The organism is Streptomyces sp. NPDC051555, from assembly GCF_044454405.1.
Classification (GTDB): domain Bacteria; phylum Actinomycetota; class Actinomycetes; order Streptomycetales; family Streptomycetaceae; genus Streptomyces.
The window spans coordinates 1-24,246 of the sequence record NZ_JBITDP010000047.1 but is presented as its reverse complement, the minus strand read 5'-3'; the positions used below and the strand labels follow the sequence as shown (position 1 = coordinate 24,246).

General features: G+C 72.8%; 22 protein-coding genes and 1 pseudogene. 6 read left to right on the top strand and 17 right to left on the bottom strand.

The window, feature by feature from the left end:
• Positions 1 to 127 precede the first annotated feature (127 nt).
• Entirely contained in the window at positions 128 to 745 is a 618-nt protein-coding gene (locus ACIBEA_RS42285; protein WP_399269492.1) for a TetR/AcrR family transcriptional regulator, read from the bottom strand.
• 193 nt (positions 746 to 938) lie between these two features.
• On the opposite strand from ACIBEA_RS42285, the gene ACIBEA_RS42280 reads away from it, so the two are divergent.
• From ACIBEA_RS42280 to ACIBEA_RS42270, 3 genes are all read left to right on the top strand, one after another.
• The gene (locus ACIBEA_RS42280) at positions 939 to 2,402 is read left to right on the top strand and encodes an MFS transporter (protein WP_399269490.1); all 1,464 of its coding nucleotides are present in this window, start codon (positions 939 to 941) and stop codon (positions 2,400 to 2,402) included.
• A gap of 92 nt (positions 2,403 to 2,494) precedes the next feature.
• Entirely contained in the window at positions 2,495 to 2,779 is a 285-nt protein-coding gene (locus ACIBEA_RS42275) for a pyrimidine/purine nucleoside phosphorylase (protein WP_399269488.1), read from the top strand.
• 226 nt (positions 2,780 to 3,005) lie between these two features.
• Positions 3,006 to 3,272 carry a protealysin inhibitor emfourin gene (locus tag ACIBEA_RS42270; RefSeq protein WP_399269486.1) on the top strand — a complete coding sequence of 89 codons (267 nt, stop codon included), beginning with the start codon at positions 3,006 to 3,008 and terminating at the stop codon, positions 3,270 to 3,272.
• A 79-nt stretch (positions 3,273 to 3,351) separates the two neighbouring features.
• Here the strand turns inward: ACIBEA_RS42270 and ACIBEA_RS42265 are convergent, their stop codons facing one another.
• Both ACIBEA_RS42265 and ACIBEA_RS42260 read right to left on the bottom strand, forming a co-directional pair.
• Positions 3,352 to 4,467, bottom strand: a complete 1,116-nt coding sequence (locus ACIBEA_RS42265) for an NlpC/P60 family protein (protein WP_399269484.1) — start codon at positions 4,465 to 4,467, stop codon at positions 3,352 to 3,354.
• Positions 4,468 to 4,550: 83 nt separating this feature from the next.
• The gene (locus ACIBEA_RS42260) at positions 4,551 to 4,907 is read right to left on the bottom strand and encodes a rhodanese-like domain-containing protein (RefSeq protein WP_399269482.1); all 357 of its coding nucleotides are present in this window, start codon (positions 4,905 to 4,907) and stop codon (positions 4,551 to 4,553) included.
• A gap of 97 nt (positions 4,908 to 5,004) precedes the next feature.
• On the opposite strand from ACIBEA_RS42260, the gene ACIBEA_RS42255 reads away from it, so the two are divergent.
• Positions 5,005 to 5,619: a TetR/AcrR family transcriptional regulator gene (locus ACIBEA_RS42255; RefSeq protein WP_399269480.1), complete on the top strand. Its 615-nt coding sequence runs from the start codon at positions 5,005 to 5,007 to the stop codon at positions 5,617 to 5,619.
• A gap of 32 nt (positions 5,620 to 5,651) precedes the next feature.
• On the opposite strand, the gene ACIBEA_RS42250 is transcribed toward ACIBEA_RS42255, so the two are convergent.
• The 8 genes from ACIBEA_RS42250 to ACIBEA_RS42215 form a co-directional block, all read right to left on the bottom strand.
• Complete coding sequence (locus tag ACIBEA_RS42250; protein ID WP_399269478.1) at positions 5,652 to 5,819, bottom strand: hypothetical protein; 168 nt, start codon at positions 5,817 to 5,819, stop codon at positions 5,652 to 5,654.
• A gap of 212 nt (positions 5,820 to 6,031) precedes the next feature.
• Complete coding sequence (locus tag ACIBEA_RS42245; RefSeq protein WP_399269476.1) at positions 6,032 to 6,448, bottom strand: hypothetical protein; 417 nt, start codon at positions 6,446 to 6,448, stop codon at positions 6,032 to 6,034.
• A gap of 549 nt (positions 6,449 to 6,997) precedes the next feature.
• Positions 6,998 to 7,528, bottom strand: coding sequence for a GNAT family N-acetyltransferase (locus ACIBEA_RS42240; RefSeq protein ID WP_399269474.1), 531 nt, complete (start codon positions 7,526 to 7,528; stop codon positions 6,998 to 7,000).
• A gap of 139 nt (positions 7,529 to 7,667) precedes the next feature.
• A complete protein-coding gene (locus tag ACIBEA_RS42235; protein ID WP_399269472.1) occupies positions 7,668 to 8,873 on the bottom strand; it encodes an XRE family transcriptional regulator in 1,206 nt (401 codons plus the stop codon).
• A 71-nt stretch (positions 8,874 to 8,944) separates the two neighbouring features.
• Positions 8,945 to 9,166, bottom strand: a complete 222-nt coding sequence (locus tag ACIBEA_RS42230) for a hypothetical protein (protein WP_399269470.1) — start codon at positions 9,164 to 9,166, stop codon at positions 8,945 to 8,947.
• A gap of 108 nt (positions 9,167 to 9,274) precedes the next feature.
• On the bottom strand, positions 9,275 to 9,643 hold the full coding sequence (locus tag ACIBEA_RS42225; protein ID WP_399269468.1) for a zinc ribbon domain-containing protein YjdM: 369 nt from the start codon (positions 9,641 to 9,643) through the stop codon (positions 9,275 to 9,277).
• A gap of 109 nt (positions 9,644 to 9,752) precedes the next feature.
• On the bottom strand, positions 9,753 to 10,712 hold the full coding sequence (locus ACIBEA_RS42220) for an arylamine N-acetyltransferase (protein ID WP_399269466.1): 960 nt from the start codon (positions 10,710 to 10,712) through the stop codon (positions 9,753 to 9,755).
• Between the two features lie 33 nt (positions 10,713 to 10,745).
• Positions 10,746 to 10,997, bottom strand: a complete 252-nt coding sequence (locus ACIBEA_RS42215) for a hypothetical protein (protein ID WP_399269464.1) — start codon at positions 10,995 to 10,997, stop codon at positions 10,746 to 10,748.
• Positions 10,998 to 11,214: 217 nt separating this feature from the next.
• On the opposite strand from ACIBEA_RS42215, the gene ACIBEA_RS42210 reads away from it, so the two are divergent.
• Positions 11,215 to 12,204: an SDR family NAD(P)-dependent oxidoreductase gene (locus ACIBEA_RS42210; protein WP_399269462.1), complete on the top strand. Its 990-nt coding sequence runs from the start codon at positions 11,215 to 11,217 to the stop codon at positions 12,202 to 12,204.
• A gap of 186 nt (positions 12,205 to 12,390) precedes the next feature.
• Here ACIBEA_RS42210 and ACIBEA_RS42205 read toward each other — a convergent pair.
• The 6 genes and pseudogenes from ACIBEA_RS42205 to ACIBEA_RS42180 all read right to left on the bottom strand — a co-directional run bounded on the left by ACIBEA_RS42205 (position 12,391) and on the right by ACIBEA_RS42180 (position 22,444).
• Positions 12,391 to 14,337, bottom strand: a pseudogene (locus ACIBEA_RS42205) (protease pro-enzyme activation domain-containing protein).
• A gap of 117 nt (positions 14,338 to 14,454) precedes the next feature.
• On the bottom strand, positions 14,455 to 17,667 hold the full coding sequence (locus ACIBEA_RS42200; RefSeq protein ID WP_399269460.1) for a BTAD domain-containing putative transcriptional regulator: 3,213 nt from the start codon (positions 17,665 to 17,667) through the stop codon (positions 14,455 to 14,457).
• Between the two features lie 104 nt (positions 17,668 to 17,771).
• On the bottom strand, positions 17,772 to 19,460 hold the full coding sequence (locus tag ACIBEA_RS42195; protein ID WP_399269458.1) for a beta-propeller fold lactonase family protein: 1,689 nt from the start codon (positions 19,458 to 19,460) through the stop codon (positions 17,772 to 17,774).
• 326 nt (positions 19,461 to 19,786) lie between these two features.
• On the bottom strand, positions 19,787 to 20,368 hold the full coding sequence (locus ACIBEA_RS42190; protein ID WP_399269456.1) for a hypothetical protein: 582 nt from the start codon (positions 20,366 to 20,368) through the stop codon (positions 19,787 to 19,789).
• Positions 20,369 to 20,409: 41 nt separating this feature from the next.
• The gene (locus ACIBEA_RS42185; RefSeq protein ID WP_399269454.1) at positions 20,410 to 21,132 is read right to left on the bottom strand and encodes a hypothetical protein; all 723 of its coding nucleotides are present in this window, start codon (positions 21,130 to 21,132) and stop codon (positions 20,410 to 20,412) included.
• Positions 21,133 to 21,202: 70 nt separating this feature from the next.
• Complete coding sequence (locus tag ACIBEA_RS42180; protein WP_399269452.1) at positions 21,203 to 22,444, bottom strand: 2-isopropylmalate synthase; 1,242 nt, start codon at positions 22,442 to 22,444, stop codon at positions 21,203 to 21,205.
• A 565-nt stretch (positions 22,445 to 23,009) separates the two neighbouring features.
• On the opposite strand from ACIBEA_RS42180, the gene ACIBEA_RS42175 reads away from it, so the two are divergent.
• On the top strand, positions 23,010 to 24,128 hold the full coding sequence (locus ACIBEA_RS42175; RefSeq protein ID WP_399269450.1) for a hypothetical protein: 1,119 nt from the start codon (positions 23,010 to 23,012) through the stop codon (positions 24,126 to 24,128).
• The last annotated feature ends 118 nt before the right edge of the window (positions 24,129 to 24,246 follow it).

Genomic DNA, 24,246 nt, shown 5'->3' with positions numbered 1-24,246 from the left:
GCCGGGCCCCCCCCCCCCCCCGCCCCACACCCCCCGCCCCCCCCCCCCCCCCCCCCCCCGGCCGCCGGCCCCCCCCCCCCCGCCGCCCCCGGGGGCGGGGGGGGCCCCCGCGGCCGGGCCGCACCCCTCAGGGGTGCGGCCTGCGCAGGAGCGGAGGGGCGGGGTGCGAGAGGGGGCTGGCCGCGGTGGGGTTGAGGCCGTCCAGGAGCAGGGTCACGTAACGGCGCCAGCCGTCCTCGGTCGGATCCATCGTCCACAGCACGCTGACCAGCATGCTCATGATCCGCTTCAGGTCGTCGGGGACGAGGTCGCCGCGGATCACTCCGGCCTCCTGGCCCCGCACGACCAGCGGATCGAGCGCGTCGAAGAAGCGCGCACCCGTCTCCGCGGAGAAGACGCCCGCGTTCCGGGCGGCCGTCAGCACGTGGTACTCGTCGGCGGCCGATGTGAGGGCCGCCTCGATGACGACGCCGAGGCCGCGCCGCGGGTCCCCGTCGGCGAGGGCCCGGTCGATGGCGGGACGGACGTCCTGGGTGAACTGCTGGTCGAGCACGGCTCTCAGCAGGGCGGCCTTGTCCGGGAAGCGACGGAAGAGCGTCGCGATCCCCACGCCGGCCCGTCGCGCGATCTCGTCGAGCGGGGCGTCGGGGCCCAGCTCGGCGTACACGTCGCGGGCCGCCCGCACGATCTTCTCGACGTTGCGCACGGCGTCGGCGCGCAGCGGTCTGGGGGTATCTGTCGACACGCCTTCGACCATACAACCGATAGTCGGCCATCAGATCCGGTTGACACGTCACGCGTCACGAACTGATAGTTGACTACTGATTGTGGTGTGCGCCGACCCCGCACCCACGCGCCGCCGGGCAGTCCCCTCCGTACCTCGCGGGTCCCGTGCCGTCCGGCCGGCCGGTCCTGCGCACACGCCCCGAGGACCCTCCATGCCACAACCGCCCACGGCTGCCCCGAACACCAGCAGGGTGATCGCCACGCTCGCGCTCGCGGGAGTCGCCGCGGCCGTCATGCAGACACTGGTCACCCCGCTGCTCACCGACCTGCCGACCCTCCTCCACACCTCGCACTCCAACGCCGCCTGGGTCGTCACGGCCACCCTCCTGGTCGCCGGAGTGTGCGTCCCCATCAGCGGGCGCCTGGGCGACATGGTCGGCAAGCGCCGCATGCTGCTGGCCTGTTGCCTGCCCCTGATCGTCGGCTCCGTGGTGTGCGCGCTGGCGAGCAGCGTCGTACCGATGATCGTCGGACGCGGGCTGCAAGGCATAGGCATGGGCATGATCCCGCTCGGCATCGCCCTGCTGCGCGACGTGCTGCCCGCAGAGAAGCTCAGCTCCTCCATCGCCCTGGTGAGCGCCTCCATGGGCATCGGCGGCGGGATCGGCCTCCCCGTCTCCGCCGCGATCGCGCAGTACGCGAACTGGCGCTTCCTCTTCTGGGGCGCGGCCGCGCTCGCGGTCGCCGTCGCCGTCATGATCGTGGCCTTCGTACCGGAGGTGCCGGCCGCGGCCAAGGGCCAGCGCTTCGATGTCGTCGGCGCCCTGGGTCTGGCCGCGGGCCTGGTGTGCCTGCTGCTCTCCGTGTCCAAGGGGGCCGACTGGGGCTGGGGTTCGGCCACCACGCTGGGTCTGATCACGGCGGCCGTCGTGATCCTGGCCTCCTGGGGCTGGTTCGAGTGGCGCACCGGCGACCCGCTGGTGGACCTGCGCACCACCGTCCGCCCGCGCGTCCTGCTGACGAACCTCGCCTCCGTCCTCATCGGCTTCGGCATGTACGCCAGCATGCTCGTCGTGCCGCAGCTGTTGCAGTTCCCCGCGGCCACCGGATACGGCCTGGGCCAGTCCATGCTGGCCGCCGGGCTGTGGATGCTCCCGGGCGGGCTGATGATGATGGTCGTCTCCCCCCTCGGGGGCAAGCTCACCAACACCCGCGGCCCGAAGGTCACTCTCGTCAGCGGGGCGCTCGTACTGGCGGCGGGCTACGCCGTCGCGCTGCTGCTGGCCTCGACGGCGCCGGGCCTGATGGTCGCCGCGATGATCATGAACAGTGGTGTGGCCCTGGCCTACGGCGCCATGCCCGCCCTGATCATGAGCGCGGTGCCGCTCGCCGAGACCGGCGCCGCGAACGGCTTCAACGCCCTGATGCGGTCCCTGGGCACCTCCGTCGGCGCCGCCGTCGTCGGTGTCGTACTGGCCCGGCTGACCACCACCACCGGAGGCGTCACCTTCACCTCCGAGACCGGCTTCCGCACGGGCCTCGTCCTCGGTGGCGGCTTCGCGCTGGTGTCCGGCGCCGTGGCCGCCCTCATCCCCGCCCTCCGACCGGAACGCCCCGAGACGCACGACGCGTCGGACCCCGCGCCGGAATCCGCCCCCACCACCACGCGCAGGTGACCCGCTGCCGCTGTTTCCGGCCACCGCACTAGACTCCCCTGACCAGCGCAAGGAGCTGGTCACGCACATCGCCCGGCTTCCAGGAGACACCCGTGTTCAAGGTCAACGAGTACTTCGACGGGACGGTCAAGTCCATCGCCTTCCAGGGTGGGGAAGGCCCGGCGACCATCGGCGTCATGGCCCCGGGAGCATACGAATTCGGGACCGCCAAGCGGGAGATCATGCACGTCGTCAGCGGCGCCCTGATGGTCAAGCTCCCCGGCTCCGACGCGTGGAAGACCTTCGGGTCCGGCTCGCACTTCGACGTCCCGGCCGACAGCACCTTCCACCTCCAGGTCGAGAGCGTCACGGCGTACCTCTGCGAGTACCGCGACTGACCCGGGGCCGGGGAAACGACCCGCCGCACGCCGGGGCACGTACCGCTCATGTCGCGACGATCGCAGGCGCCGGCTCTTTTCGGACATCTTGCGCTCGATCGAGCGCGGATGGGCGCCTGGACCGCTTTTCCGGGCAGGCGCGGTGCTGACGCGGCCCCGCTCGGTCTCCGGGTCCATCCCGGCCGCACGACCGGCCGGACCGCGCCCCACTCAAGGAGGTCCCACCATGCTGATCACCGTCACTCGCACCGGCGGGTTCGCGGGCGGGGAGCGCACCGCTTCCCTCGAAACGAAGTGCCGCGCCGACGGTCCCGCGCTGGAACGGCTGGCCGAGCTCGCGTCGGACGACGACGGCTCCTCAGGGCGGACGCCCGTGCCCGACGGCTTCCGTTACGTCGTCCAACTCGACGGCAAGTTGGTGAAGTTGCAGGATCCCTACCTCACCGAGGACCAGCGGCAGCTGGTCGACACCGTGCTGGCCGCCGCCGCTTGAGCGGCCGGTCCTCGACCGGCCGGTCGGTCCTCGACCGGCCGGTCGCCCGGCCGCCTGTGCGCGGCCAGGGCCCCCGGGGTCAGGAGCCGATGAACCGCGTGGCGCCCACGAACGGGCGGTTCGCGAGGGGCTCTTCCCGCACCTTCTCCCCGGTCTTGGGCGAGTTGATCATCATCGGCTCGCCCTGGGCGTTCCTGCCGACGTAGATGCCGATGTGGGTGACGCTGGACGTGCTGCTGCCGAAGCCCACCACGTCGCCGGGCCGCAGGTCGTCCGGCGACGTGATCCGTTCGCCCACGGCCGAGCCGGCCGGCGCCGCGCCGCCGCCCGCGTCGAACTGCGGCTGACTGTCGCGGGGGATCGTGATGCCGAGCGCGGAGTACACCTGGCTCGTCAGGCCCGAGCAGTCGTACCCGAAGCCGGCCGTGCCCGACCACAGGTAGTCCAGGCCGAGGAACTTGCGCGCTTCGGCGACCACGTCGTCGCCCGTCACCCCCGACGTCGGGACCTTCCCGAGGTCGGCCCGCTTGAAGTAGATCGGGCTACCGTCGTTCGCCCGGGCCTGCACGACGGAGGGAGCGCCCGGGACCGGCTTCACGGCGAACTCCGTGTTGAAGGAGTACTCGACGCCTCCCTTGGGCTTCGCCCCCTCCGCCAGCGCCTGCCGAGAGCCGTAGCCCCAGGCGGTCGCACTGGTGACGCGCTCCGCGGTCGCACCGGCCGGAGCCTTCTTCCGGACCTTCGTCAGCTGCCGGTCGGGCACCCAACCGGGATAGCCGACCGCGTCCCGCGGCGTAGGCTGACCGTGGACCACCACCTTGTCCCAGAGCACGCCGTCCTTGGTCATCGTGTCCACCACGGTGACCCGGCCCCCGTACAGGGCCTGCGTCTCCCCCGGGACGTCGCGGCGCAGGTTGATGTCGGGGGCCATCGCGGCGAACCAGCCCCGGATGTCGACCGGGTTGGTGAGCGCCTTCGCGTCCACCGTCCGGACCTTCTCGGGGCTCTCCCAGATCTGGGCGACGGACACGTCGACGTAGCAGGTCCTGGCGCCCTTGCAGGCGGCCGAAGCCGCCGAGGACGACGCTGCGGACGTCGAGGACGAGGCGTCGATCGCGGAAACCTGAGGTGCCAGGGGGACGAGGGCCATGACGGCGCCGACGGCAACGGGCAGCACGACTTTCGAGAGGGGCATACGACGATTGTCCTGCGCGAGCCGTGGTGGACCAGGGACCGATCAGCCGCCCGTGCGGCTGATTCAGGCCACGGGGGTCGGGATCAGAGGGTTCCGGTGGGGGCTGCGGCGGGGGCTGCTGCCTCGGTGGGCAGACCGGCCTCCACCCAGTCCTGGATGCCCTCGCGGTACTTGCGCACATCGGTGTAGCCCAGGGCGGTCAGCCGGTCGGCGACCTGCCCACTGTTCGGGCACGCCGGGTTGGAGCAGTAGGTGACGATCGGGGCGTCCAGGTCGGGGAGGACGGTCGGAGCCAGGGCGTCGACGTCCGCCCGTACGAGCTCCACGGCACCGGGCAGGTGCTGCTGGGCGTAGTACGCGCCGCCCAAGGTGTCGAGGACGGTCACGGAGCCGGCGTCGATCGCCGAGGCCAGTTCGTCGCGGGTGATGAGTAGGGTCATGCCACTGCCTCCCAGAGAAGCGGACTATAGTCCTTTTACGAGTCGTGACAGTACCGGACCGCGGTCCGCTTCTGCAATGCCAGGGAAAGGACGGGAAATGGAAGGACCGGACGTGACCGCGGCGACGGACCCGCCGCAGGTCTTGGAGATCCTGCGGACACCGCCGCCCAAGGAGCGCGCGGACGCGGCGCGCAACCGGGCCGCCGTACTGGAGGCGGCCGCCGAACTGTTCGCCGAGCACGGCGTCGAGGCCGTGTCGATGGACCAGGTGGCCGCGGCCGCCGGCGTCGGCAAGGGCACGCTCTTCCGCCGCTTCGGCGACAAGGCGGGACTGGCTGCCGCGCTGCTCGATTCCCGCGAGCGGGTGCTCCAGGAGGCCGTGCTGCACGGGCCGCCTCCGCTCGGGCCGGGCGCCCCGGCCGCCGAACGCCTGGCCGCGTTCCTCGATGCCTACCTGGACTACCTCCTGGAGCACCTGCCCCTGGTGCGGATGTCGGAGACCGCCACGCCCGGCGCGCGGTACCGGATCGGTGCGTACCGCTTCTGGCACCGGCACGTGGCGATCCAGCTCGCCGGGGCGCCCGACCCCGATCACGCCGCGCATGCGCTGCTCGCGGCCCTGGCCGCCGACCACGTCGCCGCGCTGCTCCCCGAACTCGGCGAGGAACGGCTGCGCGCCGGCCTGCTCCGCCTCGCCCGCGCGGCCGCATGACGCACGGGCCGGCGCCGGGCCGCCCCCTGAGGTCACAGGCACCGGCGCGGCCCGAAGGGCCGGTCGGACCGTACCGGCCGCGGATCCGGGCCGTACTGGAGGCGGACATCGCGTACCGCGACGTGCTGGCGGCCGCAGTTGCGCAGCGCATGGGCCCAGGTCGGTTCGAGCAGGGACGGTCCGGTTTCCAGCCGCGCCAAGAGATCGACCGTCGGGGTCAGGCCCAGGACTTCGGCAGGTCGCAGCGCGAGGTGGAAGTCGGGTCGCCGGGGGTCGGCGAGGTGGCCCAGGACGAGGGCGGCCCAACGGGGTTCGCGGAGCAGTTCCTCGAAGCGTGCCGTCAGTTGCGCGATGTCGGCGGGAGCCCAAGGGAGTTCCTCGGGCGGATGGCGGAAGAACAGGGTGATGCTGATCAGGCTCCGCAGCCGGTGAGCGTGGGTGGCCGCACCCGGACCAGGTCGGCGTAGCGGTGCAGCACGGGTACGGCGTGCGCGTAGTCGGCCAGCCCGGGTGCGGGACCCCCTTGACTGTCGGCCATCGCGGCCAGGATGCTCCCGCCACCGTCCAGGAGCGGAGTGTCGAGTTCGATACCGGTGGGGCGCAGCACACCGTCCCCGTCCGGGGTACGTCGTAGCAGTGCGTCTTCGCCACCGCCGACGAAGGCGAGGCCCGTGTCGTCGGGACGCGCGTCGGGGAGCGGATCTCCGAACCCGGGCCACGGACCGGGGCCGTAGCGCGTGCGAAGGATCCGCGCATGGTCGAAGAGGGTGGGTGTGGGACTCCCGCCACCGACGACGTCGTCGTCGTGCACCCACCAGGAGCCGGTCACCAGGCCGAGGGCCGCGGGCCCTTTCGTGTCGTCATGACGTGGATGGTCCCCAAGACGGCCCGTCTTGGCAAACGAGCCCCCTCGGAGTCGCCCCTTCCGATACAACGGGGCAGCTCCGAGGGCGCCGGTTCGCTACGGGCCCGCTACAGGCGCCCTGCGAGCGGGACGGGCCGTCACAGCATGCCGAGGAGGATCACCACCCCTCGGGCGATGACGGAAAAGGCGTCGATGATCCACTGGTCCATGCGATGGCTCCCACTGTTCTCGGAACTCCGGCTCCCCGTCGGTCACCACGGGGAAGGTGGCCGCGAACCGCGACCACTCCCTTAGATGATCTTGATCTGAACGGGCCCCCACAATTCCCCGAGAGTCGATTCGCCCGCGCGGTGATGCCACACCCGAGGGTCCGTCCGATGCGACTCCCGGCCCGAACTCCGCGCCCTTCGGGGAGTCCCGAAGTCGCGAGGTCCAGCAGGAGACCGGCCCGTGCACCGACGAATTGGTCCGCGATCGAGATCGGCCGACCCCTCGATCACATCACCGAGAGCATCAGGGCCTCAGCAGTCCGCCCACCCACCAGTCGTGCGGCTTGCCGTCGTTGGCGATGCCGCGATTGCGCAGTGTCCCTTCGACGGTGAAACCGAGTTTCTCGGCGACGGCACGCGAGCCGGCGTTCCCGGCCATGGCCCACCACTCGATGCGGTGGACGTCGAGGGTGGCCCAGCCCCAGTCGCACAGGGCCCGAGCGGCCTCCACCGAATACCCGCGTCCGCGCTGTTCCTTGACTGCCCAGTAACCGAGCTCCCAGACGCCGCGGCTGACGAGGGTCAGGCAGTACGAGCCGACCAGGGCGCCGGTGTCCTTGCGGAACGCGCCGAGGGTGTAGTCCCTGTCCTCGGCCCACTGAGCGGGCAGCGTCTCACCGACGAGCTTCTCCGCGTCCGCACGCCGAAACGGCACCGGCACCGGCGTATAGAACTGGATGTCCTCGTCCTGGCAGGCTTCGTACACCGCATCCACTTCGGCAGGTGCGAAGGCCCGCAGCACCAGACGGTCGGTCTCAAGCGTCACTGGATCCATCGCGGCAGTATGACCACCCTTTGCAAGCGGCGACCATCGAATATCCCGACCGAGCACCACCCGTCACCACACTCCCGGGCTGGTCAACGGTCGTCGAACACCCCGGATCCGTTGCCCCCGAGACGAGCTGCTCCCCCCATCAATCGCGAACCGAGCCGCAAGGGAGCAGCGTCTCGCGGTGCTGCCATGCCAGGCGGAGCAGGGCGGCGCCGGCGGGCTGCATGTGTTCGCGCTCCGTCAGGCGCTCCACGTGGTCGGCGCGGAACGGAACGCCGACCGCGCGTCCCGTGTCGTCCTCGGCGTCCACCACGCGGTGCCCCTCGTCGTTCGTGGACGCCAGCGCGGGGAACAACCCGTCGAAGGTGGCGGCATCGAGGACGACGACCGTGAGCAGGTCGCAGACGAAGGTCAACGCGTCGATGCCCAGGCCGAGCCAGAACACCCGCGCCGTACCCGCACGGCGTGCCTCCCGCAGCGCGGCGTAGAACGGCCACCCGTCGTAGTCGATCGCGCGGGTCCCGCTGCCGTAGTCCTCCGACGACCCGAGCAGTTCCTCGCTCAGCTCACGGGCGATGGAGCGCCACAGGTCGAAGTCGTTCGCCTCGTTCCAGGGGGCGTCCGCCGACGGCTGGAACATCCCGACCGGCATCACCTGGTAGAGGCCGCCGCCGGTGGCCACCTTCGCCGGGTCCCGCCAGTGCAGTACGAAGCTCGCCGTACCGGCTGCGGCGTCGTGCCGGATCGTGAGGGTGCTGATCCCCGGCACCACCGACCGGCGCACGAGGTCCATCGGGTCCGCGATCTCCGCCCGGAACGGCGTGGCGACCGCCGGCACCGCGCCGCCGGGACCGGCCTGCGCGGCCGCGGCCGCGAACTCGTGCGCCGACGCCTCACAGATGTCGATGACGTCGAAGTAGCTGCCCCGACCGAAGCGCAGCCGCGGGGCACCGGCCGGATCGTGGTCGACGTCCAGGAGGCGGTAGCACTGTCGGTTCTCGTACAGCCGCGGACGGGCCAGCACCTCCACCGCGTCGGCGTACCGTTCGAACGCCGCCCCGCCCCCCGCCATCGGCAACGACGCCCGCACGGACGCCTCCCGCCCCGTGATCGGCGCCGGGGCGGCCCCCTCGACCCACTCCAGGTGGACGTCGTCCAGGAGCACCGGCCGATCCGGTATCCACTCCGGCCGGGCCAGCAGGGGCGTTCCGGCGACGCGCAGGGCCTCGGGCACCCCGGCCACGGCGCGCCGCGTCAGCTCGAACCGGGAGCGGTTGAGCAGCTCGCGCTCCGCGCGCCAGACCTCTGGACTCTTCGCCTTCGGGGTCACCGAGCCGGAGCTGGTCAACGTCTTCTCCTTCGTACGCATCGGCGGCCGAGCCGGGCATGCCGGTCGCGCCGCGGGCGGGCTCGTGGAGGTTACGCCTTGTACGGGTCGGCGTCGGGGCGCTTGACGAGCCGGTCGCCGACCGCGAGCGTCTTCCAGAGCCGACGGCCGATCCGGACCTTCACCGATGCGCCGTCCGCCAGGCGGACCTCGACGAAGTGGTACATGTTCGAGCCGTCGAGCATGCCGCGGGACGTGCGGGTGACCACTCCCTCCCAGGAGTCGTCGCGTCCGATCTCATGTGTTTTCGCCATGCCTTCGAGGCTACGGAAGGCGGCGGTCGGTCCGACAGGGCCGCGCATCCCGTCCTCGACGGTACAAATGTCATACGGGACCGCGGCGCTCACGCAGTGGTCGGACGGTCAGGCCTTCTTGACCACGCTCGACTTCAACTGCATCGCGCCGAAGCCCTCGATCCGGCAGTCGATGTCGTGGCCGTCGACGCCGTCGATCAGTCGGATGCTGCGGACCTTGGTGCCCGCCTTGATGCCCGAGGCGCTGCCCTTGACCTTCAGGGCCTTGACGACCGTCACGCTGTCGCCGTCGCTCAGCACGTTGCCGACGGCGTCCTTGACGACCCGTTCCCCAGCGGCACCGGCCGCGCCGTCAGCGCCTTCGGCTCCCTCGGCGGGCACCCATTCGTGGCCGCACTCCGGGCACACCATCAGAGCGTTCATCTCGTAGGTGTACTCGCTGGAGCACTTCGGACACGGAGGCAGCTTGTCGCTCATTCACGCATGTTTCTGTAGTCGAGGACCGGGCGCCCGGAGGACCGGCGGTCGACCGCCGGTCCTCCGGGAAATGACCCGGCCACGGTATCAAATCGCACACTTTCGCAGCTCAGGCCCCGGGCGCCGCGGCGGCCGTTCGGCGGGCGGCGATCTCGCGGAGCTCCTCCTGCGTGAGGGCGATCCCGAAGACCTCCCGCAGGGTCCCGTCCAGGGCCTCGGGGGCGATCGACGCGGTGGTGCTCGTCCCGTCGGGGCGGGTGGTGACGAGCGTCAGGTCGTCCAGGCTGTGATGGGCGGCCGGGGTCATGCGCTGGGCGAACAGCCGACGGACGAACGGCGAGCGCGCGTGCGTGCCCACGAAGTGGCTGCCGACGACGTAGTCGATCGGGTACTGGGCGGTGAGGGTGAAGGTGTGCCGGTCGATCCAGGGGGTCGGGACCCGCTCGGGGTCCCTGTCCGGGCCGGACGCACCGGGAGCGGTCTGGTACAGCCACCACTGGTCGATGCCGTGCGCGCCGGGCCGGCGCTCCAACCGGTGCTGCCAGCCGTCGTACGCGACGTGGGCCCCGTCCGCCAGCTCGATGGGTCCGAGCGGACCGGCCCCGAAGCCGACGTCGCACAGCCACACGCGGTCGTCGTCGCGCGTGGTCACGGCGAGCAGGCCGTGGGTGGCGGGGAGGACCTTGGGCGCGCCGAGGCTGACCCGCCCGATCATGCCGGTGACGTGGAAGCCGAGGCGTTCCACCGCGGCGGCGAAGAGGAGCACGTGCTCGAAGCAGTAGCCGCCGCGACGGTCCCGGACGAGGCGCGCCTCGACGGAGGGGAGGTCGAGCGGCAGGTCCCGGCCGAGGACGGCGTGGACGTTCTCGAAGGGGATGCCGGTGGTGTGGGCGCGCTGGAGGTCGTGCAGGACCGCGAGGGTGGGCTCACGGGGGCCGTCGTAACCGATCCGGACCGTGTAGGCGTCGAGGTCGAGCAGTTCACCGGACCAACGGTCGGGTCGGTGGTCGGTCGGGCTGGCGGCGGCGGCGGTCGGGGAGTCCCCGGTGTCGGTCGGCTGGATGCTCATGATCCAATCCTCCTCCCTCGACCTGGCCCGAGGTCAAACCGGGGTGCGCGACACCGCTCCGGGGTGCGCGTACGGCCCCTCCGTGCACAGGCGCAGGCCCAGTCGGGACCGCAGGGCCCGGGCGGTGGCCCGTACCTCGTCGTCCATGGGCCCGTCCGCGACGACGTCGAGGACGGCGAGTGCGAGGTCGGCCTCCGCCCGGGTGAGGAGGGGCAGGCGTTCGGGTTCGGCCGAGGACTCGATCTCCTCGGACACGATGCTGGTGTACAGGTCGTCAAGCGTCACGTGGGAGAAACGAGCCGACCGGAGCCAGGTCACGGACCGGCGCGCAGCCCCTCCCCCGGCCGCTCGGCGGGCGGCGCGTCGGCGGGGTGTCGGTCGGTCGGCGGGCGCGGCGGCGGTCCGTCGGCGACGTGTCGGTGGCCGCCGGGAACGTGGGTCCCGAGCCGCCGTCGCAGACGTCCGCGGCCGCCGACCTCCACCGCACGGGAGAACCGAAGCCATGTCGTCCGCATCGCCCACCTCCGCCGCCCCACCCGCCTCCGCCGTCTCGTCCTGGAACGTGCGCCGGCTGCCCGGGGCCCGGGGGCGCGTCGTCCTGGTCACCGGGGGCAACGCCGGCATCGGCTATTTCGTCGCGGAGCAGTTGTCCGCGACCGGAGCCACCGTCGTGCTCGGCAGTCGGGACCCCGCCAGGGCCGAGCTCGCGATGGCCTCGATCCGAGCGCGGGTCCCCGGTTCGCGGGTACGGGCCGTACGGATGGACCTCGCCGACCTCTCCTCGCTCCCGGCGGCGGTGGAAGCGCTGGCGCGGGTGCTGGTGATCGAGCGCCTCGACGCGGTGGTCCACAACGCCGGCGTCGCACGTGACGAACCGACACGCGCGGAGACCGGTGACGGTCACGAGCTCATGTTCGGTACGAACCACCTCGGCCACTTCGCCCTCACCCGGTGGCTCATGCCGCTGCTTTCGGCCGCGCCGGCGGCCCGCGTCGTGACCGTGGGCAGCTTCGCGGCGAAGTCCGAGCGGCTCGATCTGGGCGACCTCCAGTCCCGGAAAGACTACCGGCCCGGGCCCGCCTACGGCCGATCCAAGTTGGCCCAGATGTACTTCGGCATGGAACTCGACCGGCGCCTGCGCACCGCCCGGAGCACGGTGGCGAGCGTGGTGGTCCATCCCGGCGGAGCGTTGGACTCCCTCACCCCGTCACGGCCACCGCTCCATGTGCGGACCACCGGCGCGGCGCTCCGGGCGGCGCCCGCGGCCCTCCTCGTCCAGGGCAAGCGGGCCGGTGCGTGGTCCGCGGTCCGCGCGGTGCTCGACCCGGACGTACGGGGAGGCCAGCTGTGGGGACCACGTGTCTTCGGCCTGCGCGGCGAGCCCCGGCCCGAACGGGTGTGGAAGCACCTCGCCGACGCATCCGTCGCGGCGCGGTTGTGGGACGCGAGCCGCGACCTGACCGGCATCGATCCCGATCCCGGAGCCCGGTGAACGGCCCCGGTGGCAGCGGGATCGCACTCACGTACGGCGCACCGGACCGACGGGGTCGCGCCGTGGCGCACGCCTCCGACAGCCCGCCGCCCGCCGCCCGCCGTCCGTTGCCCGGGCCGTGCGGGCCCCGGGCAACGGACGTCAGCGCGCGGAGACACGGTGACACGGTGCCACGGTGACGAAGGGCTACCTACGGTACGAGGAGACGTAACCCGCGCCCGGCGAACCGACTCCCGTCACCACGTCGTACCCGCTCACCGCGGCCAGCGAGCTGTCCTTGCCCAGGCTGCGGGCCGAGGTCACCAGGCCGGCCGAGGCGTCGACGCTGTTCGCGAAGTCGACCCGGGCGACGGCGAGGTCACGGTTCCCGCCCAGCGGGTGATCCGTGACGTCGTGGTACAGCGGGGTGCCGTACCGGGAGTAGATCGCGGGGTTCGCGAAACCGATCGGCCGGTGGCGGGCCTGCTGCGCGAGCGCCTGCACCGCGGCGATCACCGGCGCGGCGAGCGAGGTGCCGCCGATGCGGTACTCGTCGTACGAGACCGAGCCGTCGGGCCAGGACTGCGTCTGCCCGACGAGGAAGCCGGTGTTGGGGTCCGCGATGGCGGCGATGTCCGGGACGGTGCGCATCCGGGCGGCGCCGTTCGCCTTGGCGAGCGCATCGGGTACGACGCCGCGCTGGTAGGCGGGTTGGGCGACGGTCGCGCTCGTGCCGCCACCGGCGCCGCTCGTGTAGCCGCCGGGGAAGCCCGTCCAACTGGCGCCGTCGGCGCTCAGCGGGGCCTTCAGGGTGCCCCAACCCGTCTCGAACTGGTAGGTGTCGCCCTTGCCCACGGCCAGGGAGGTGCCGCCCACGGCGGTCACCCAGGCCGAGTTCGCCGGGGTGTCGACCTGCTTCTTGCCCGTGTTGGCGACCTCGTCCCCGTTGTCACCGGAGGAGAAGTAGAAGCCGATGCCCTCGATGGCCCCGAACTTGAACGTCTGGTCGTAGGCCGCCGCGATGTCCGGGGTCTCGTTGGCCTCGATGTCGCCCCACGAGTTGGAGACGATGTCGGCCAGCCGACTGTCGACGACCTTGTTCAACGCGTCGAGGAGGTCGGGGTCGTTGCACGAGGCGCCGGCGACGTACACGACGTTCGCGTCCGGGGCGACGGCGTGCACGGCCTCGACGTCGAGGGTCTCCTCGCCGTACCAGCCGGATGCGTCGCACTCCTAGGTCGCCGTGTACTCGGCGGGCACGACCTGGCGCAGCTGCCCGGCCCTGTAGGGCTTGTCGCCGTTGCGTTGGGCGTACTTCTGGGCGTCCTGGGCGATGGTCGGCGAGGCATAGGCGTCCGTGATGGCCACGGTCACGCCCTGGCCGGTGTACCCGCCCGCGCCGTAGGCCGCCCGCAGCTGCCGGCCCGTGTACCCCTTGACCGCGTACGGGATCTTCGTGCCGTAGGCGTCGGGGAGCGTCTTGGCCACGTTCGACCCGAAGTAGGTGGAGGAGGGGCCGGCGTTGCGGAAGCCGGCGCCGGGGCCCGGCAGGGTGTCCTGGTGCGTGGAGGTGTGCGGCGCGTTGTCCAGCCCCGTCACGGTGAGGACGGCGCCGGCGAGGTCCCCGGGGGCCGAAGCGCCCTTCGAGGGGGCCCGGTAGGTCCTGCCGCCCTTGCGGTAGTCGTGCAGTGGGGTGGCGAACGCCCGCTCCGCCGCCGATGCGTCGCCGGAGACCGATATGTAGTGCTGGTTGGAACCGGTGACGGAGAGGCCCGCCTGCTGGAGCCAGCGGGTGACGGCTCCGATCTGGTCGGCGGTCGCGCCGAAGCGCTGTTGCGCCTGCGCGGGGCTCAGGTAGTTGCCGTAGGTGGCGGAGTGCGGGTCCGAAACGGCCGCGGCGTAGGCGCTGAGCCCCTTCGCGTCCCGCCCCGCCAGGTACACCCGGGCGTTCACCTTCGCGGAGGACGCCGCCGCGCCCTGGTCGGCCGAGGCGGTGGCCCAGGCGGGCTGGGTTCCCTCCAGGGCCACCCTGCCTCCCGGGGCCGGACCGGCGGCCTGCGCGGACGGAACCGCCAGGGCGAACGCGCCGGTGAGCAGCGGTAGTGTCGCTGCGATGGCGCCCAGGGTGCGGCGCCGCGTGCGGGTACTTCTCATGTCATCCCCTGCGGTGAGATGGAGGTTGTCGCGGGCTGTACACGGACGGGCCGGTGTACACCGCGCACTACCGCGCAACTCTTGTCAGGAACGGTTCATGCCGGGGACACGGAGTGATCAAGAAAGCTCAAAGAGCTTTCCAGTAAATGGAATTGGTGCGGCGGGCGGGGCGCAGCGGTGCGAGAGCTCCCCGTACTCGCGCGCGCCGAACGCGGCGAAGACCAGGAGGGCCTGCTCGCGCGTCCGGGCCGCCGCCGCGTGCCGGCCGGTGGCCTCGTGCACGTCGGCCAGGTCGCGCTGGGCGCGGGCGCGGAAGAGCGGCAGGTCCAGCCCCTCCCAGATGCGCATGGCCGCGACGAGGTGGTCCTCGGCCGCGGCGAAGTCGCCTTCCAATAGGGCGAGTTCGCCGGTCGTGCGCCGTACCAGTCCCTCGCCGAGCGGGTCGCGGTGGTCGACGCACACGCGCAGGGCGGCGGCCAGCACGTCCGCGGCGCCACGGGTCTCGGCGAGCCGGATCCGCGCCTTGACCAGGGCCTGGTCCGCGTAGGCGACCATGAGCCGGTCGCCGAGCAGCCGGAACATGTCGCCCGCCTCGGCGCACAGGTCGGCCGCCGTGCGGTAGTCGCCGGCGGCCCGGTGCACCAGGCCGCGCGTGCGCAGGGCGAGCGCCTCCCCGCGGACGCTGCCGATCCGCCGGTAGGCCACGAGGGACGCGGCGAGCAGCTCGTGGGCGGCCGGATAGGCCCCCTCCTCCAGGTGTACGGAGGCGGCCAGACGGGCCGTGTGTCCGATTCCCGCATGGTCTTCCAGAGCGGTGAACGTGCGCAGGGCGCGGGTCAGTTGCTCGCGCGCGGGAGCGAAGCGTCCCCGTTCCCTGTTCACGGAGCCCAGACCGGTCAGCGCGGCGGCCGCGCCACGGGTGTCCGCGGCGGACTCCAGGAGGGGCAGGGCCTGGCGGAAGTAGCGTTCCGCGTCGGCGTACCGGTCCTCTTCGTAGCGGAGCTGCCCGAGGCCCGTCAGGACGGCGGCTTCCGCGCCGGAGTTCCCCGCGGCCCGGGCGGCCGCCAGGGCGGTCGCGTGCACACGGTCCCATGCGTCGAAGCGGTTGCCGACGGCGAACGCCGAGGCGGAGAGCGCGGTGGCCAGCCGGCAGGCGGCCTCGTCCAGTCCGAGGGCCGCCGCCCGCTCCACCGCGGCCACGAGCGCCGTCTCCTCCACCCTGAACCAACCCAGCGGGTCGGCGGACGCCACGGCCGTCGCCTGCCGGAGTGCGAGCGGGAACCGTGGTCGCGCGGCGTGCGGCAGTACGGCGCCCGACGGTTGGGCGTCGGCCGCGCGGCTGACGAGCGCGAACCATCCGTCGAGGAGCCTTGCCACGGCGGCGGCCCGCTCGGGCTCGGTGAGGGTGGCCTCGGCCTGCTCGCGGGCATAGAGACGCAGCAGATCGTGGAGCCGGTAGCGCGGCGGCGGCGCCACGGCTGCGGAGTCGGTGCCCGGCGACGACGGCTGCGACGGCTGCGACGGCTGCGACGGCTGCGACGGCTGCGACAGTGGAGTGGACGGGTGGTGGGCCGGGCCGGGCGGGTGGTGGGCCGCGGCCCCGGCATCAGGGGCGAGCGGCTCCAGGAGTTGGGCGTCCACCAGGCGCTCACAGACCGCCTCCGCCTCCCGTTCCGACACGTCGAGCAGCAGCGCGAGCACCCATCCGGCGAATTCCGGCACGCCGATGAGGCCCAGGCGCGCGAAGGCCGTACGGGCCTGCGGATCGAGGGTGCGGAAGCTGAGGTGGAAACAGGAGCGCACTTCCAGGTCGCCGGCCCGCAGTTCGTCCAGGCGTCGCCGTTCGTCGCCCAGGCGCTCCACCAGGGTCGCGACACCCCAGTGCTTGCGGGTGGCGAGCCGGGCTCCGGCGATCCGCACCGCGAGCGGCAGGTTCCCGCACAGCCGGACCACCTCCGCGGCCGCGTCCGGCTCGGCGGCGATCCGGTCCGGCCCGGCGGTGCCCGCCAGCAGCTCCACGGCAGTGGCGTCGCTGAGCACGCCCAGCTCGATCCGACGGGGTCCGGCGAGGCCCGCCAGCCGGTTCCGGCTGGTGATCACCACCCCGCAGTCGGGGTTCCCCGGCAGCAGCGGTCCGATCTGGGACTCGTCGAGGGCGTCGTCGAGTACGAGCAGCAACCGCCTGCCGTCCAGGGCGCCGCGCAGCAGGGCCGTCCGGGCGTCGAGCCCGTCGGGGACCGCCGCGTCCGGTGTGCCGAGGGCGCGCAGGAAGCCGCCGATGACTTCGCCCGGCGGGACCGACGGGCCCAGGGTGCCGCGCAGGTCGACGTACATCTGGCCGTCGGGGTAGGCCCGGGCCGACCGGTGTGCGGCGTGGAGCGCGAGTGCGGACTTGCCCACTCCCCCGCTGCCGGACACCAACCACACGGGTTCGTCGCCGCCCAACCCCGCGACGAGTGCGCCGACTTCTCGCTCCCGTCCCACGAAACCACGGATGGCAGCCGGCAGTTGGGCGGGCGGTGGAACGGCTTCGACCGCGACTCTCGGGCGGGTCGGTGCGGGCTCCGATCGCCGCGTCGGTCCGCCGGGAGGGTGCCGCGCGTCGGGCTCACCGCGCAGGATCGCGTCGTACGCGCGCCGCAGGTCGGGTCCGGGATCGACGCCCCGCTCGGTGGTGAGGAGCCGGCGTCCCTCGTGATAGACGGTGAGGGCGTCGGCCTGGCGCCCGGCGCGGTGGAGGGCGCTCATCAGCTGGGCCCGGAAGCGCCCTCGCAGGGGCGCCTCGGCGACCAGCGAGAAGAGTTCCCCCACGAGCTCGGCGCCCCGTCCCAGGGCCAGGTCCGCGGCGGTACGGGCCTCCAGGGCCGTCAGCCGTAGCTCGGCCAGGTGCCGCGCCTCGCCCCGCAGCGCCTGGCCCGTCCCGTCCAGGGCGGAGCCGCGCCACAGGCCGAGTGCCCCGCGCAGCAGACCGGCGGCGCGTTCCGGGTCTCCGGCCAGCAGCGCCTCCCGGCCCCGCGCGGCGCGGTCCTCGAACAGCGCGAGGTCGAGGCCTCCGGCGGGCACGCGCAGGGCGTAGCCGGGAGGGTGGGTCTCCAGGAGTCCGTCCACCGCCAGCGTGCGGCGCAGCGACGAGACGTACGCCTGCACGAGTGTGCGGGCGGTGGACGGCGGATCGCCGCCCCACACCTGCTCGACGAGGCGGTCCACGGACACGACGCGTCCACGTGCCAGGAGCAGGGCGGCGAGCAGGGTCCGCGGCTTGCGACCACCCAGCGCCAAGGGCCGCCCCTCGCGCACGACTTCGACCGGCCCCAGCACTCGGAACTCCATCGTCTCCCCCGACCGTGACGATGCCGGCCGCGGTGTGCGACCGGCTCCGCCACGATCATCGACGATCAGGCGTTCCTACGGGGCGGAACTCCGCCCGGAGTGGATCAAGGGCAGGTGACCAGGATGATGGAGAGGGCGGTGCAGGTGACGGTCGCGGTGTCGTTGGCGCGGTTGGGGTCGGTGGGCGCGGAGGCGGTGCGCGCTCCGGTGACCTTAACCGGGCCGAGGGTCAGCAGGTGCAGCGGGACGCGGAAGGTCTTGCTCGCGCTCGCGTTGTTGGCGATGGTCCCGTAGGCGCAGGTGACCGTGGCGCCGGCGCTCGTGCATCCGGCGGAGAGGTGCGTGGCCGAGGCGCCGGCCGGGAGGGTGGCGGTCAGGGTCGCGGAGGTGACGGCGCCCGGGCCGGTGTTGTGCGCGGTGAGGGTGTAGGTCAGGTAGGGCAGCAGGATGCCCAGTTGGGGCTGCGTGGTGAGGTCGACGTCGATGTCCGCGGGCGGCGCGAGGTAGGTGTACCGGGCGGCCGGGCTCACCGCGCTGGTGCCGCCGGGGGTGGTGACCCGTACGTCGACGGTGTCGGCCGCGTGGGCGGGAGCGGTGACGGTGCAGGTGGTCGCGGTGCAGCTGACGCCGGTGGCGGGGGTGGAACCGAAGGTCACGGCGGTGGCGCCGGCCAGGTCGGCGCCGGTGACCGTGACGGCGCCGCCGCCCGTCGTCGGGCCGGAGGAGGGGCTGATGCCGGTCACGGCGGGCACTGCCGTGCCCACGCTCAGCACTGCGAGGGTTTCACTGCTGTTGTTGACGACGTAGACGAGGTTGCCGTCCGGGCTCACCCCGGCGTCGACGGGGCCGCCCCCGACCGACGCGTTCTTGGTGACGGTGTTCGTCGCGGTGTCGATCAGCGACAGGGTGTTGCTGCCGATGTTGGGCACGTACGCGGTCGCGCCGTCCGGACTGACCGCCGCGCCGCCCGGGTTGGCGCCGGTGGTGATCGTCGTGGTGACGGCGAGCGTGGCCGGGTCCACCACGGACACGGAGTCGCCGGCGCCGTGACTGGCGTACACCGCTCCGCTCACGGGGTTGACCGTGAGCGCGTACGGCTGCGCGCCCAGCGCGACGTTTCCGGTCACGGTGAGGCTCGCGGTGTCGATGACGCCCAGCGTGCTGTTGCCGACGTTGGAGACGTAGGCACGGGCGCCGTCGGGGCTGAAGGCGACGTCGCGGGGGAACGGACCGACCGGGACCGACGCCGCGACGGTGTTGGTGGCGGTGTCGATGACGCGGACCGACCCGTTGGAGCCACTGGAATCGACGACGTAGGCCCGGGTGCCGGCCGGGTCGACCGCCACCGACTTCGGGTCGCCGAGCCCGCCGATGGTGGCCGTCACCGTGTTGGTGGCGGTGTCGACGACGCTGACCGTGGCCGCGCCGCGGTTGACGACGTACAGGTGCGCACTGTCGGGGGTGACCGCGAGCGCGGTGGGGCCGTTGCCGACGGGGATGGTGGCGCCGACGGTGTGGGTGGCGGTGTTCACCACGGTGACGGTGTTGCCGGGATTGCCCCCGAAGACACCGGCGTTGCTGACGTAGACGTGCTTGCCGTCCGGTGCCACCGTCAGGTTCTCGGGGCTCGCGCCCACGGGCACGGTGGCGATCAGGGTCGGCCCGTCCACCGCGGCCGCCGGTGTGGCGGCCAGGGCGGACAGGCCGGTCGCGGCGAGAGCGAAGGCGGCGACCAGCGCCGTGCGGCGTCGGCTGCGGAGGCGGTGCGGGCGTAACAGGGCGCTCGTGGACACGATGGTTCCCCCCTCGAAGGCCGCGGCACGACGGCGGGAAGCGGAGGCCCCCGGGAACCGGCTGTGGCGCGGTCACACAAGACGCGTCCGGCCGTCGGCGTCAACCACCCCCGCAGACGACAGATGCGTCCCTCGCATGCTCACCGAAAACCGGCCACGGCGAGTCGCCGACATCGTGCCAGCGGGGCATCACCTGCCGGGCAGAACTTTCGCAGTTGTCCATTTCAGATCATGTGGTGACCGATTTAGCGAGTGGTTGTCTGCCTGCATCACCCACTTCCTCGGCTCCTGAAAGGGCATCAGACGTAATGCAGGGCCAAGGGACATCAGACGTAATGCATGGGGCAGGTGTGGCGGATCGCGTGCTCTGCGGCCCCCAGGTACAGGGCCGCGTAGAACGCGGCGTCCGTGGCTTGCGACCAGGGGCCGGGGTGGGTGGCGGCCGCGTCGGCGACCGCCGGGCCGTCGAACCAGTTGGTGAGGGCGAGGTTGCCGCCGTCCAGGGGGACCTGCGGGGGCAGCGCGATCCGGTCGGCCACGCGCTGGGCCGCCGCGCGCGCGGCGTGCGCACTGCGGACGGTGGTGACGTCGTCGTACGGCGACGGGACCGGCAGCTCGAATGCGCCGTCGAAGGCGACCGGGACGAGCAGGTCCCAGCCCAGGAGCGCGTCGTAGCACTCCTCGCCGGCCGGGTCCTGCCGGCACAGGTCCTCGAAGGTGCCCAGCGGCCTGTTCAGCTTCTCTTCGAACGACGCTCCGGAGCGCGGACGCGGCGCCCGCGGGGCCGGCCGCGGGCAGGGGTCGAGGCCCCGCCGGCGCAGCTCGGCGGCGAGTGCCCGCGCGGTCGGCCCGAGCACCTCCTCGTCCGACCAATCGTCGGAGCCGACGCCGCACACGTAGATTCCCATGGGGAGAACCTACGGTCCGGCACTGACATCCGCGGGCCGGGTCAGGCCCCCGCGGCGCGCAGTCGTTCGAGGTAGAGCGCCGGATGGGAGCCGTGGGCCCGGTCCTGCGCACCGCCCCGTACGTGGGCCGGCTCGCCGTCGCGGGAGATGCGCAGCATGGTGGTCGCGGCGTGGGGCGTGCCCGACTCCCGCAGGGCATCTCCGTCGACGACCGCCACGCCCGGCCCGAACATGGCCGTCGCCTCCGCGGCGGTGGCGGCCGGTGGCCCACCGGTGCGATTGGCGCTGCTCACGTACAGCCGGGGGAAACCTTCCAGCAGGGGGGCCAAGGGCTGCCAACGGGCGCCGAAGAGCAGCAGGTGGCCGTCGCGCAGCGCGGGCCCGGCCCAGGCCGGACAGAGGGCGTCGGCGCTCACCGGCACCAGCAGGGTGACGAGTTCGGCGCGCAGCAGGTGCAGCGCACTGCGCCGGGCCGCCGGCGAGAGGTACAGGGTCGGGGCCAGGGCGTTCCAGACGGCGTCGGCGTGGACCCACAGGGCGACCTCCTGGTCGACCGGTCGACCCTTGGCCCGGTTGACGGCGCCGGGCGTGGTGGCGGCGACGACATAGGTGAGCGGGCTGGGGTTGGGCAGGACCGCCGCGCGCCCGCGCCCCAGGGCCTCGAAGGCGGCGCCGATGTCCAACGGAGCCTTGATCGGGGCCTCTGGCGGGGCGTTCAGAGAGGCGTCCGACGGAGCCGCCGGCGGGTCGGAGTCGTTCGGCATGGTCCCGTCCGTTCGAGGAGCGCACTCGGTGTGCGGGGGCGGCGGCGATACGTTCTCGCGCACGGGGGCGTCAGAGCGGCTGCGCGGTGGCGGTGAGGCCGTCGAGGTAGGCGGCGAAGTCGGCGTCGGCGATGACGGCCCGGCCGCTCCGGTAGGCGCGGTCCTTGACCCAGTCGAGCGCGGTGCGCGTCTGTGCGGGATCCAGCCGGTGCCCGAGCCGTTCGGCGACGGCTTGCAGCACGCGCCGGCTGGCCAGGTGGGTCAGGACCACGGTCGGGGCCAGGCCGAGGTGCTGCTGGGGATCGTAGGGCTGGAAGGTCTGCGGGTGCGTGAAGGGCGTGCCCGTGGAGATCGTGGCGACGCCCGTTCCCACGACGGGGGTGGTGACCGTCAGCGGCACACCGGTCTGCGCCGACACCATGCGGGCGATCCCCGGCAACCGGGTCAGGTCGGGCGCTGTCCACCACGGCTCGGCCCCTCGCCCCAGGACCTGCTCGGCCTTGGCCGGGTCGTGGCCGAGCAGGAAGAGCAGCTGCTCGGTGGCCACCATGCCGCTGCGCTCGGCCATGCCCAGCCAGGAGCAGGCCGCCACCCGGACCCCGCTCGCCAGCGCCGCCAAGGTGTTGGCCAGCGCGAGACCGAGGTCGTTGTGCAGGTGCGAGACCAGGACGGTGTCCGGTCCCGCGCCCGCGGCGACGCGCTCGAACAGGGCCCGCGCGCGGTCGGGCAGGAGATCGCCGACCGTGTCGGCGAGGACGACCGTACCCGCGCCGTGGGCCGTCATCGCCCCGGCATACTCGGCCACCAGGGCGGGGTCGGCGCGGGGGGCGTCCACCAGGCACACATCCACGGCGACGCCGTCGGCCCGGTGCACCGCTTCCTTGACCACCGCCAAGCCCTGTTCCAGCGCCTGGCGGGCGCTGGTGTGCACCAGGGCGTGTGCGGTCGCCTCCGAAGCCGCCACGATCACCATCACCCGGGCGTGCAGCGCACCGCGCACCGCGCTCAGGGCGAGCCGCACATCGGCCTGCGTGCCGCGGCAGATCGCGGCCGGACTGACCGACTCCTGTGCTTCCAGGGCGACCTGCCGGGTCGCTTCGAACTCTTGCGCGCACACCGAGGGGAAGCCCGCCGCGAAGACCACGTGCCGCGGGCCGTCCGCCCCGAACACCGCCCCTTGTTCCCTGGCCAGCCGGACCCGGAAGGGGGCGCTCATCAGCGTCTTGGCCTGCGCCCCGTCCCGCGCCGACTCCTCGAAGAAGACCACCCGGCCCGCGCCTGCCGACTCGCGCACCACGTCCACTGCGGACACCCTTGCAACCCTCTTCCTCCGTGCGGCACTTGTTCGCCACGCCGTGCGACGACCTTCTCACGCGGAGTCCCGCCGGGAGGGGCGATCGACGAGGCCCGACAACCACGACACCGTCGCGTCGAGCGTGCGGTTCGGGTCGACCCGCCCGGGTGGCCGGGAGCGAGGACACCCCGGCCGTCACCCTCGTGCGCGTGACGACGGGCTGCTCCTGCTCCTCCTACTCCGTGCACCATCTGGTGCAGCGCACCTGACCCCACCCGTGTGGAGCCGGTCCATGAGGTTGTTTTCGGGACGGGCTGGGACGGCCGATGATCTTGTTGCTCATCTCGACGGACCGGGTCCCGCCGGATGTGCGCGGATACCACCGCAGGCCGCCGCATGGACAACTCCCCCGATCGCCGTGCGGCGACAACGGCGCCCGGACGCTCACGCAATGGCCGAAACCACACCTCTGCACATCTCTCGGGCATGTGACCCCATTGACCCCACAGCGCCGCCACGGTTGCATGCTCGTGTTCCTCCGGTAGGGAACCGGGGGAGGAAACCTGTCCTACTTGGGGGGAAAATGAGGGGAACGACGAACAGGAGCACCACCAGACGGTTACGGACCGTCCTGAGCGCGGCGATCGCGGTCTGCGCCGTCACGGCGGTGCTGCCCGCAGCCGCCACGGCCGCGCCCGCGACGGGGGCCGCAGGCAGCCTCACCAGCACCGTCGAGAGGATCAGCGTCGCGCCCGACGGCACCCAGGGCAACGGAAGTTCCACCACCGCCTCGATCACGCCCAGCGGCCGGCACGTCGCCTTCACCTCATCGGCGACCAACCTGGGGTCCGGTGCCTCGTCGGCCGCGAACAGGCCGTACCTGCGCGACCAGCAGACGGGCCAGACCAAGCGGGTATCGGACTACACGCCGCTGGGACCCGTCACGGTCAGCGGCGACGGAGGGTACGTCACCTACGCGTTGCAGTGGATGCGCAACGTCCGGGTCCGCATGGAGCAGATGTCCTCGGGATCGGCGATCGCCGCCAACTGCTCCGCGTGGAGTTGCAACCAGTCCTCGTTCAGCGCGGACGGGCGGTACCTGGCCCTCGTCATCCTCCACAACCAGCGCGGGTCCGAATACCAGACCATCGAGGTCCAGGACTCACGGACCGGCACCACGCAGGTGGTCTCCAACATGCCCCACCTCATCGAGTCCCGTCCCTCCATGAGCGGTGACGCCCGATACGTCGCCTTCCAGGACGGCGAGTCGAAGGACGTCTTCCTCCGGAACCTGCCCGGCAACAGCATGGTCGGCCCGATCGAAGGCCCGTCCGTGGCGGCCTCGCTCGTCCAGCTGAGCGACGACGGCAGCAAGGTCGTCTACGTCGCCGGCTCGGACACCTACGTCTACGACGTGGCCTCGGCCACCTCCCAACCGGTCCCGAACGTGCGGGGCGTGGCCATCGACCCCACGGGCCGCCACCTGCTGTACGCCCCGGCCGGCACGACCGGAGCGTCGTCGCTCACGCTCCGCGACCTGCAGACGGGGACCGACGAGATCGTCTCGACCCAGCCCGCCTCGGCCGGGACGAACGCGGTCAGCACCGGTGGGCACGACGTGGTCTTCCAGTCCACGGCCGCCGACATCGTCCCCGACGACACCAACGGCGCGTCGGACGTGTTCGTCCGCCACTTCTCCTGACCGCCCCACCGCCGGAGCCGTGGGGGCCCCCCCCCGGGGGGCCCGCCCCCCCCCGGGGGCGGGGGGGGGGGGGGTGGTGGCATGGCGACGAGGGCGGGCGGGGGCGCCCGGGCCGCGG

What these genes read in the sequence shown, in the direction of transcription:
- ACIBEA_RS42210 (WP_399269462.1), top strand. Translation starts at nt 11,215, where the DNA reads ATGTCGTCCGCATCGCCCACCTCCGCCGCCCCACCCGCCTCCGCCGTC.
- ACIBEA_RS42240 (WP_399269474.1), bottom strand. Translation starts at nt 7,528, where the DNA reads ATGGATCCAGTGACGCTTGAGACCGACCGTCTGGTGCTGCGGGCCTTC.
- ACIBEA_RS42230 (WP_399269470.1), bottom strand. Translation starts at nt 9,166, where the DNA reads ATGGCGAAAACACATGAGATCGGACGCGACGACTCCTGGGAGGGAGTG.
- ACIBEA_RS42200 (WP_399269460.1), bottom strand. Translation starts at nt 17,667, where the DNA reads ATGGAGTTCCGAGTGCTGGGGCCGGTCGAAGTCGTGCGCGAGGGGCGG.
- ACIBEA_RS42220 (WP_399269466.1), bottom strand. Translation starts at nt 10,712, where the DNA reads ATGAGCATCCAGCCGACCGACACCGGGGACTCCCCGACCGCCGCCGCC.
- ACIBEA_RS42255 (WP_399269480.1), top strand. Translation starts at nt 5,005, where the DNA reads ATGGAAGGACCGGACGTGACCGCGGCGACGGACCCGCCGCAGGTCTTG.
- ACIBEA_RS42175 (WP_399269450.1), top strand. Translation starts at nt 23,010, where the DNA reads ATGAGGGGAACGACGAACAGGAGCACCACCAGACGGTTACGGACCGTC.
- ACIBEA_RS42265 (WP_399269484.1), bottom strand. Translation starts at nt 4,467, where the DNA reads ATGCCCCTCTCGAAAGTCGTGCTGCCCGTTGCCGTCGGCGCCGTCATG.
- ACIBEA_RS42270 (WP_399269486.1), top strand. Translation starts at nt 3,006, where the DNA reads ATGCTGATCACCGTCACTCGCACCGGCGGGTTCGCGGGCGGGGAGCGC.
- ACIBEA_RS42185 (WP_399269454.1), bottom strand. Translation starts at nt 21,132, where the DNA reads ATGCCGAACGACTCCGACCCGCCGGCGGCTCCGTCGGACGCCTCTCTG.
- ACIBEA_RS42190 (WP_399269456.1), bottom strand. Translation starts at nt 20,368, where the DNA reads ATGGGAATCTACGTGTGCGGCGTCGGCTCCGACGATTGGTCGGACGAG.
- ACIBEA_RS42280 (WP_399269490.1), top strand. Translation starts at nt 939, where the DNA reads ATGCCACAACCGCCCACGGCTGCCCCGAACACCAGCAGGGTGATCGCC.
- ACIBEA_RS42225 (WP_399269468.1), bottom strand. Translation starts at nt 9,643, where the DNA reads ATGAGCGACAAGCTGCCTCCGTGTCCGAAGTGCTCCAGCGAGTACACC.
- ACIBEA_RS42260 (WP_399269482.1), bottom strand. Translation starts at nt 4,907, where the DNA reads ATGACCCTACTCATCACCCGCGACGAACTGGCCTCGGCGATCGACGCC.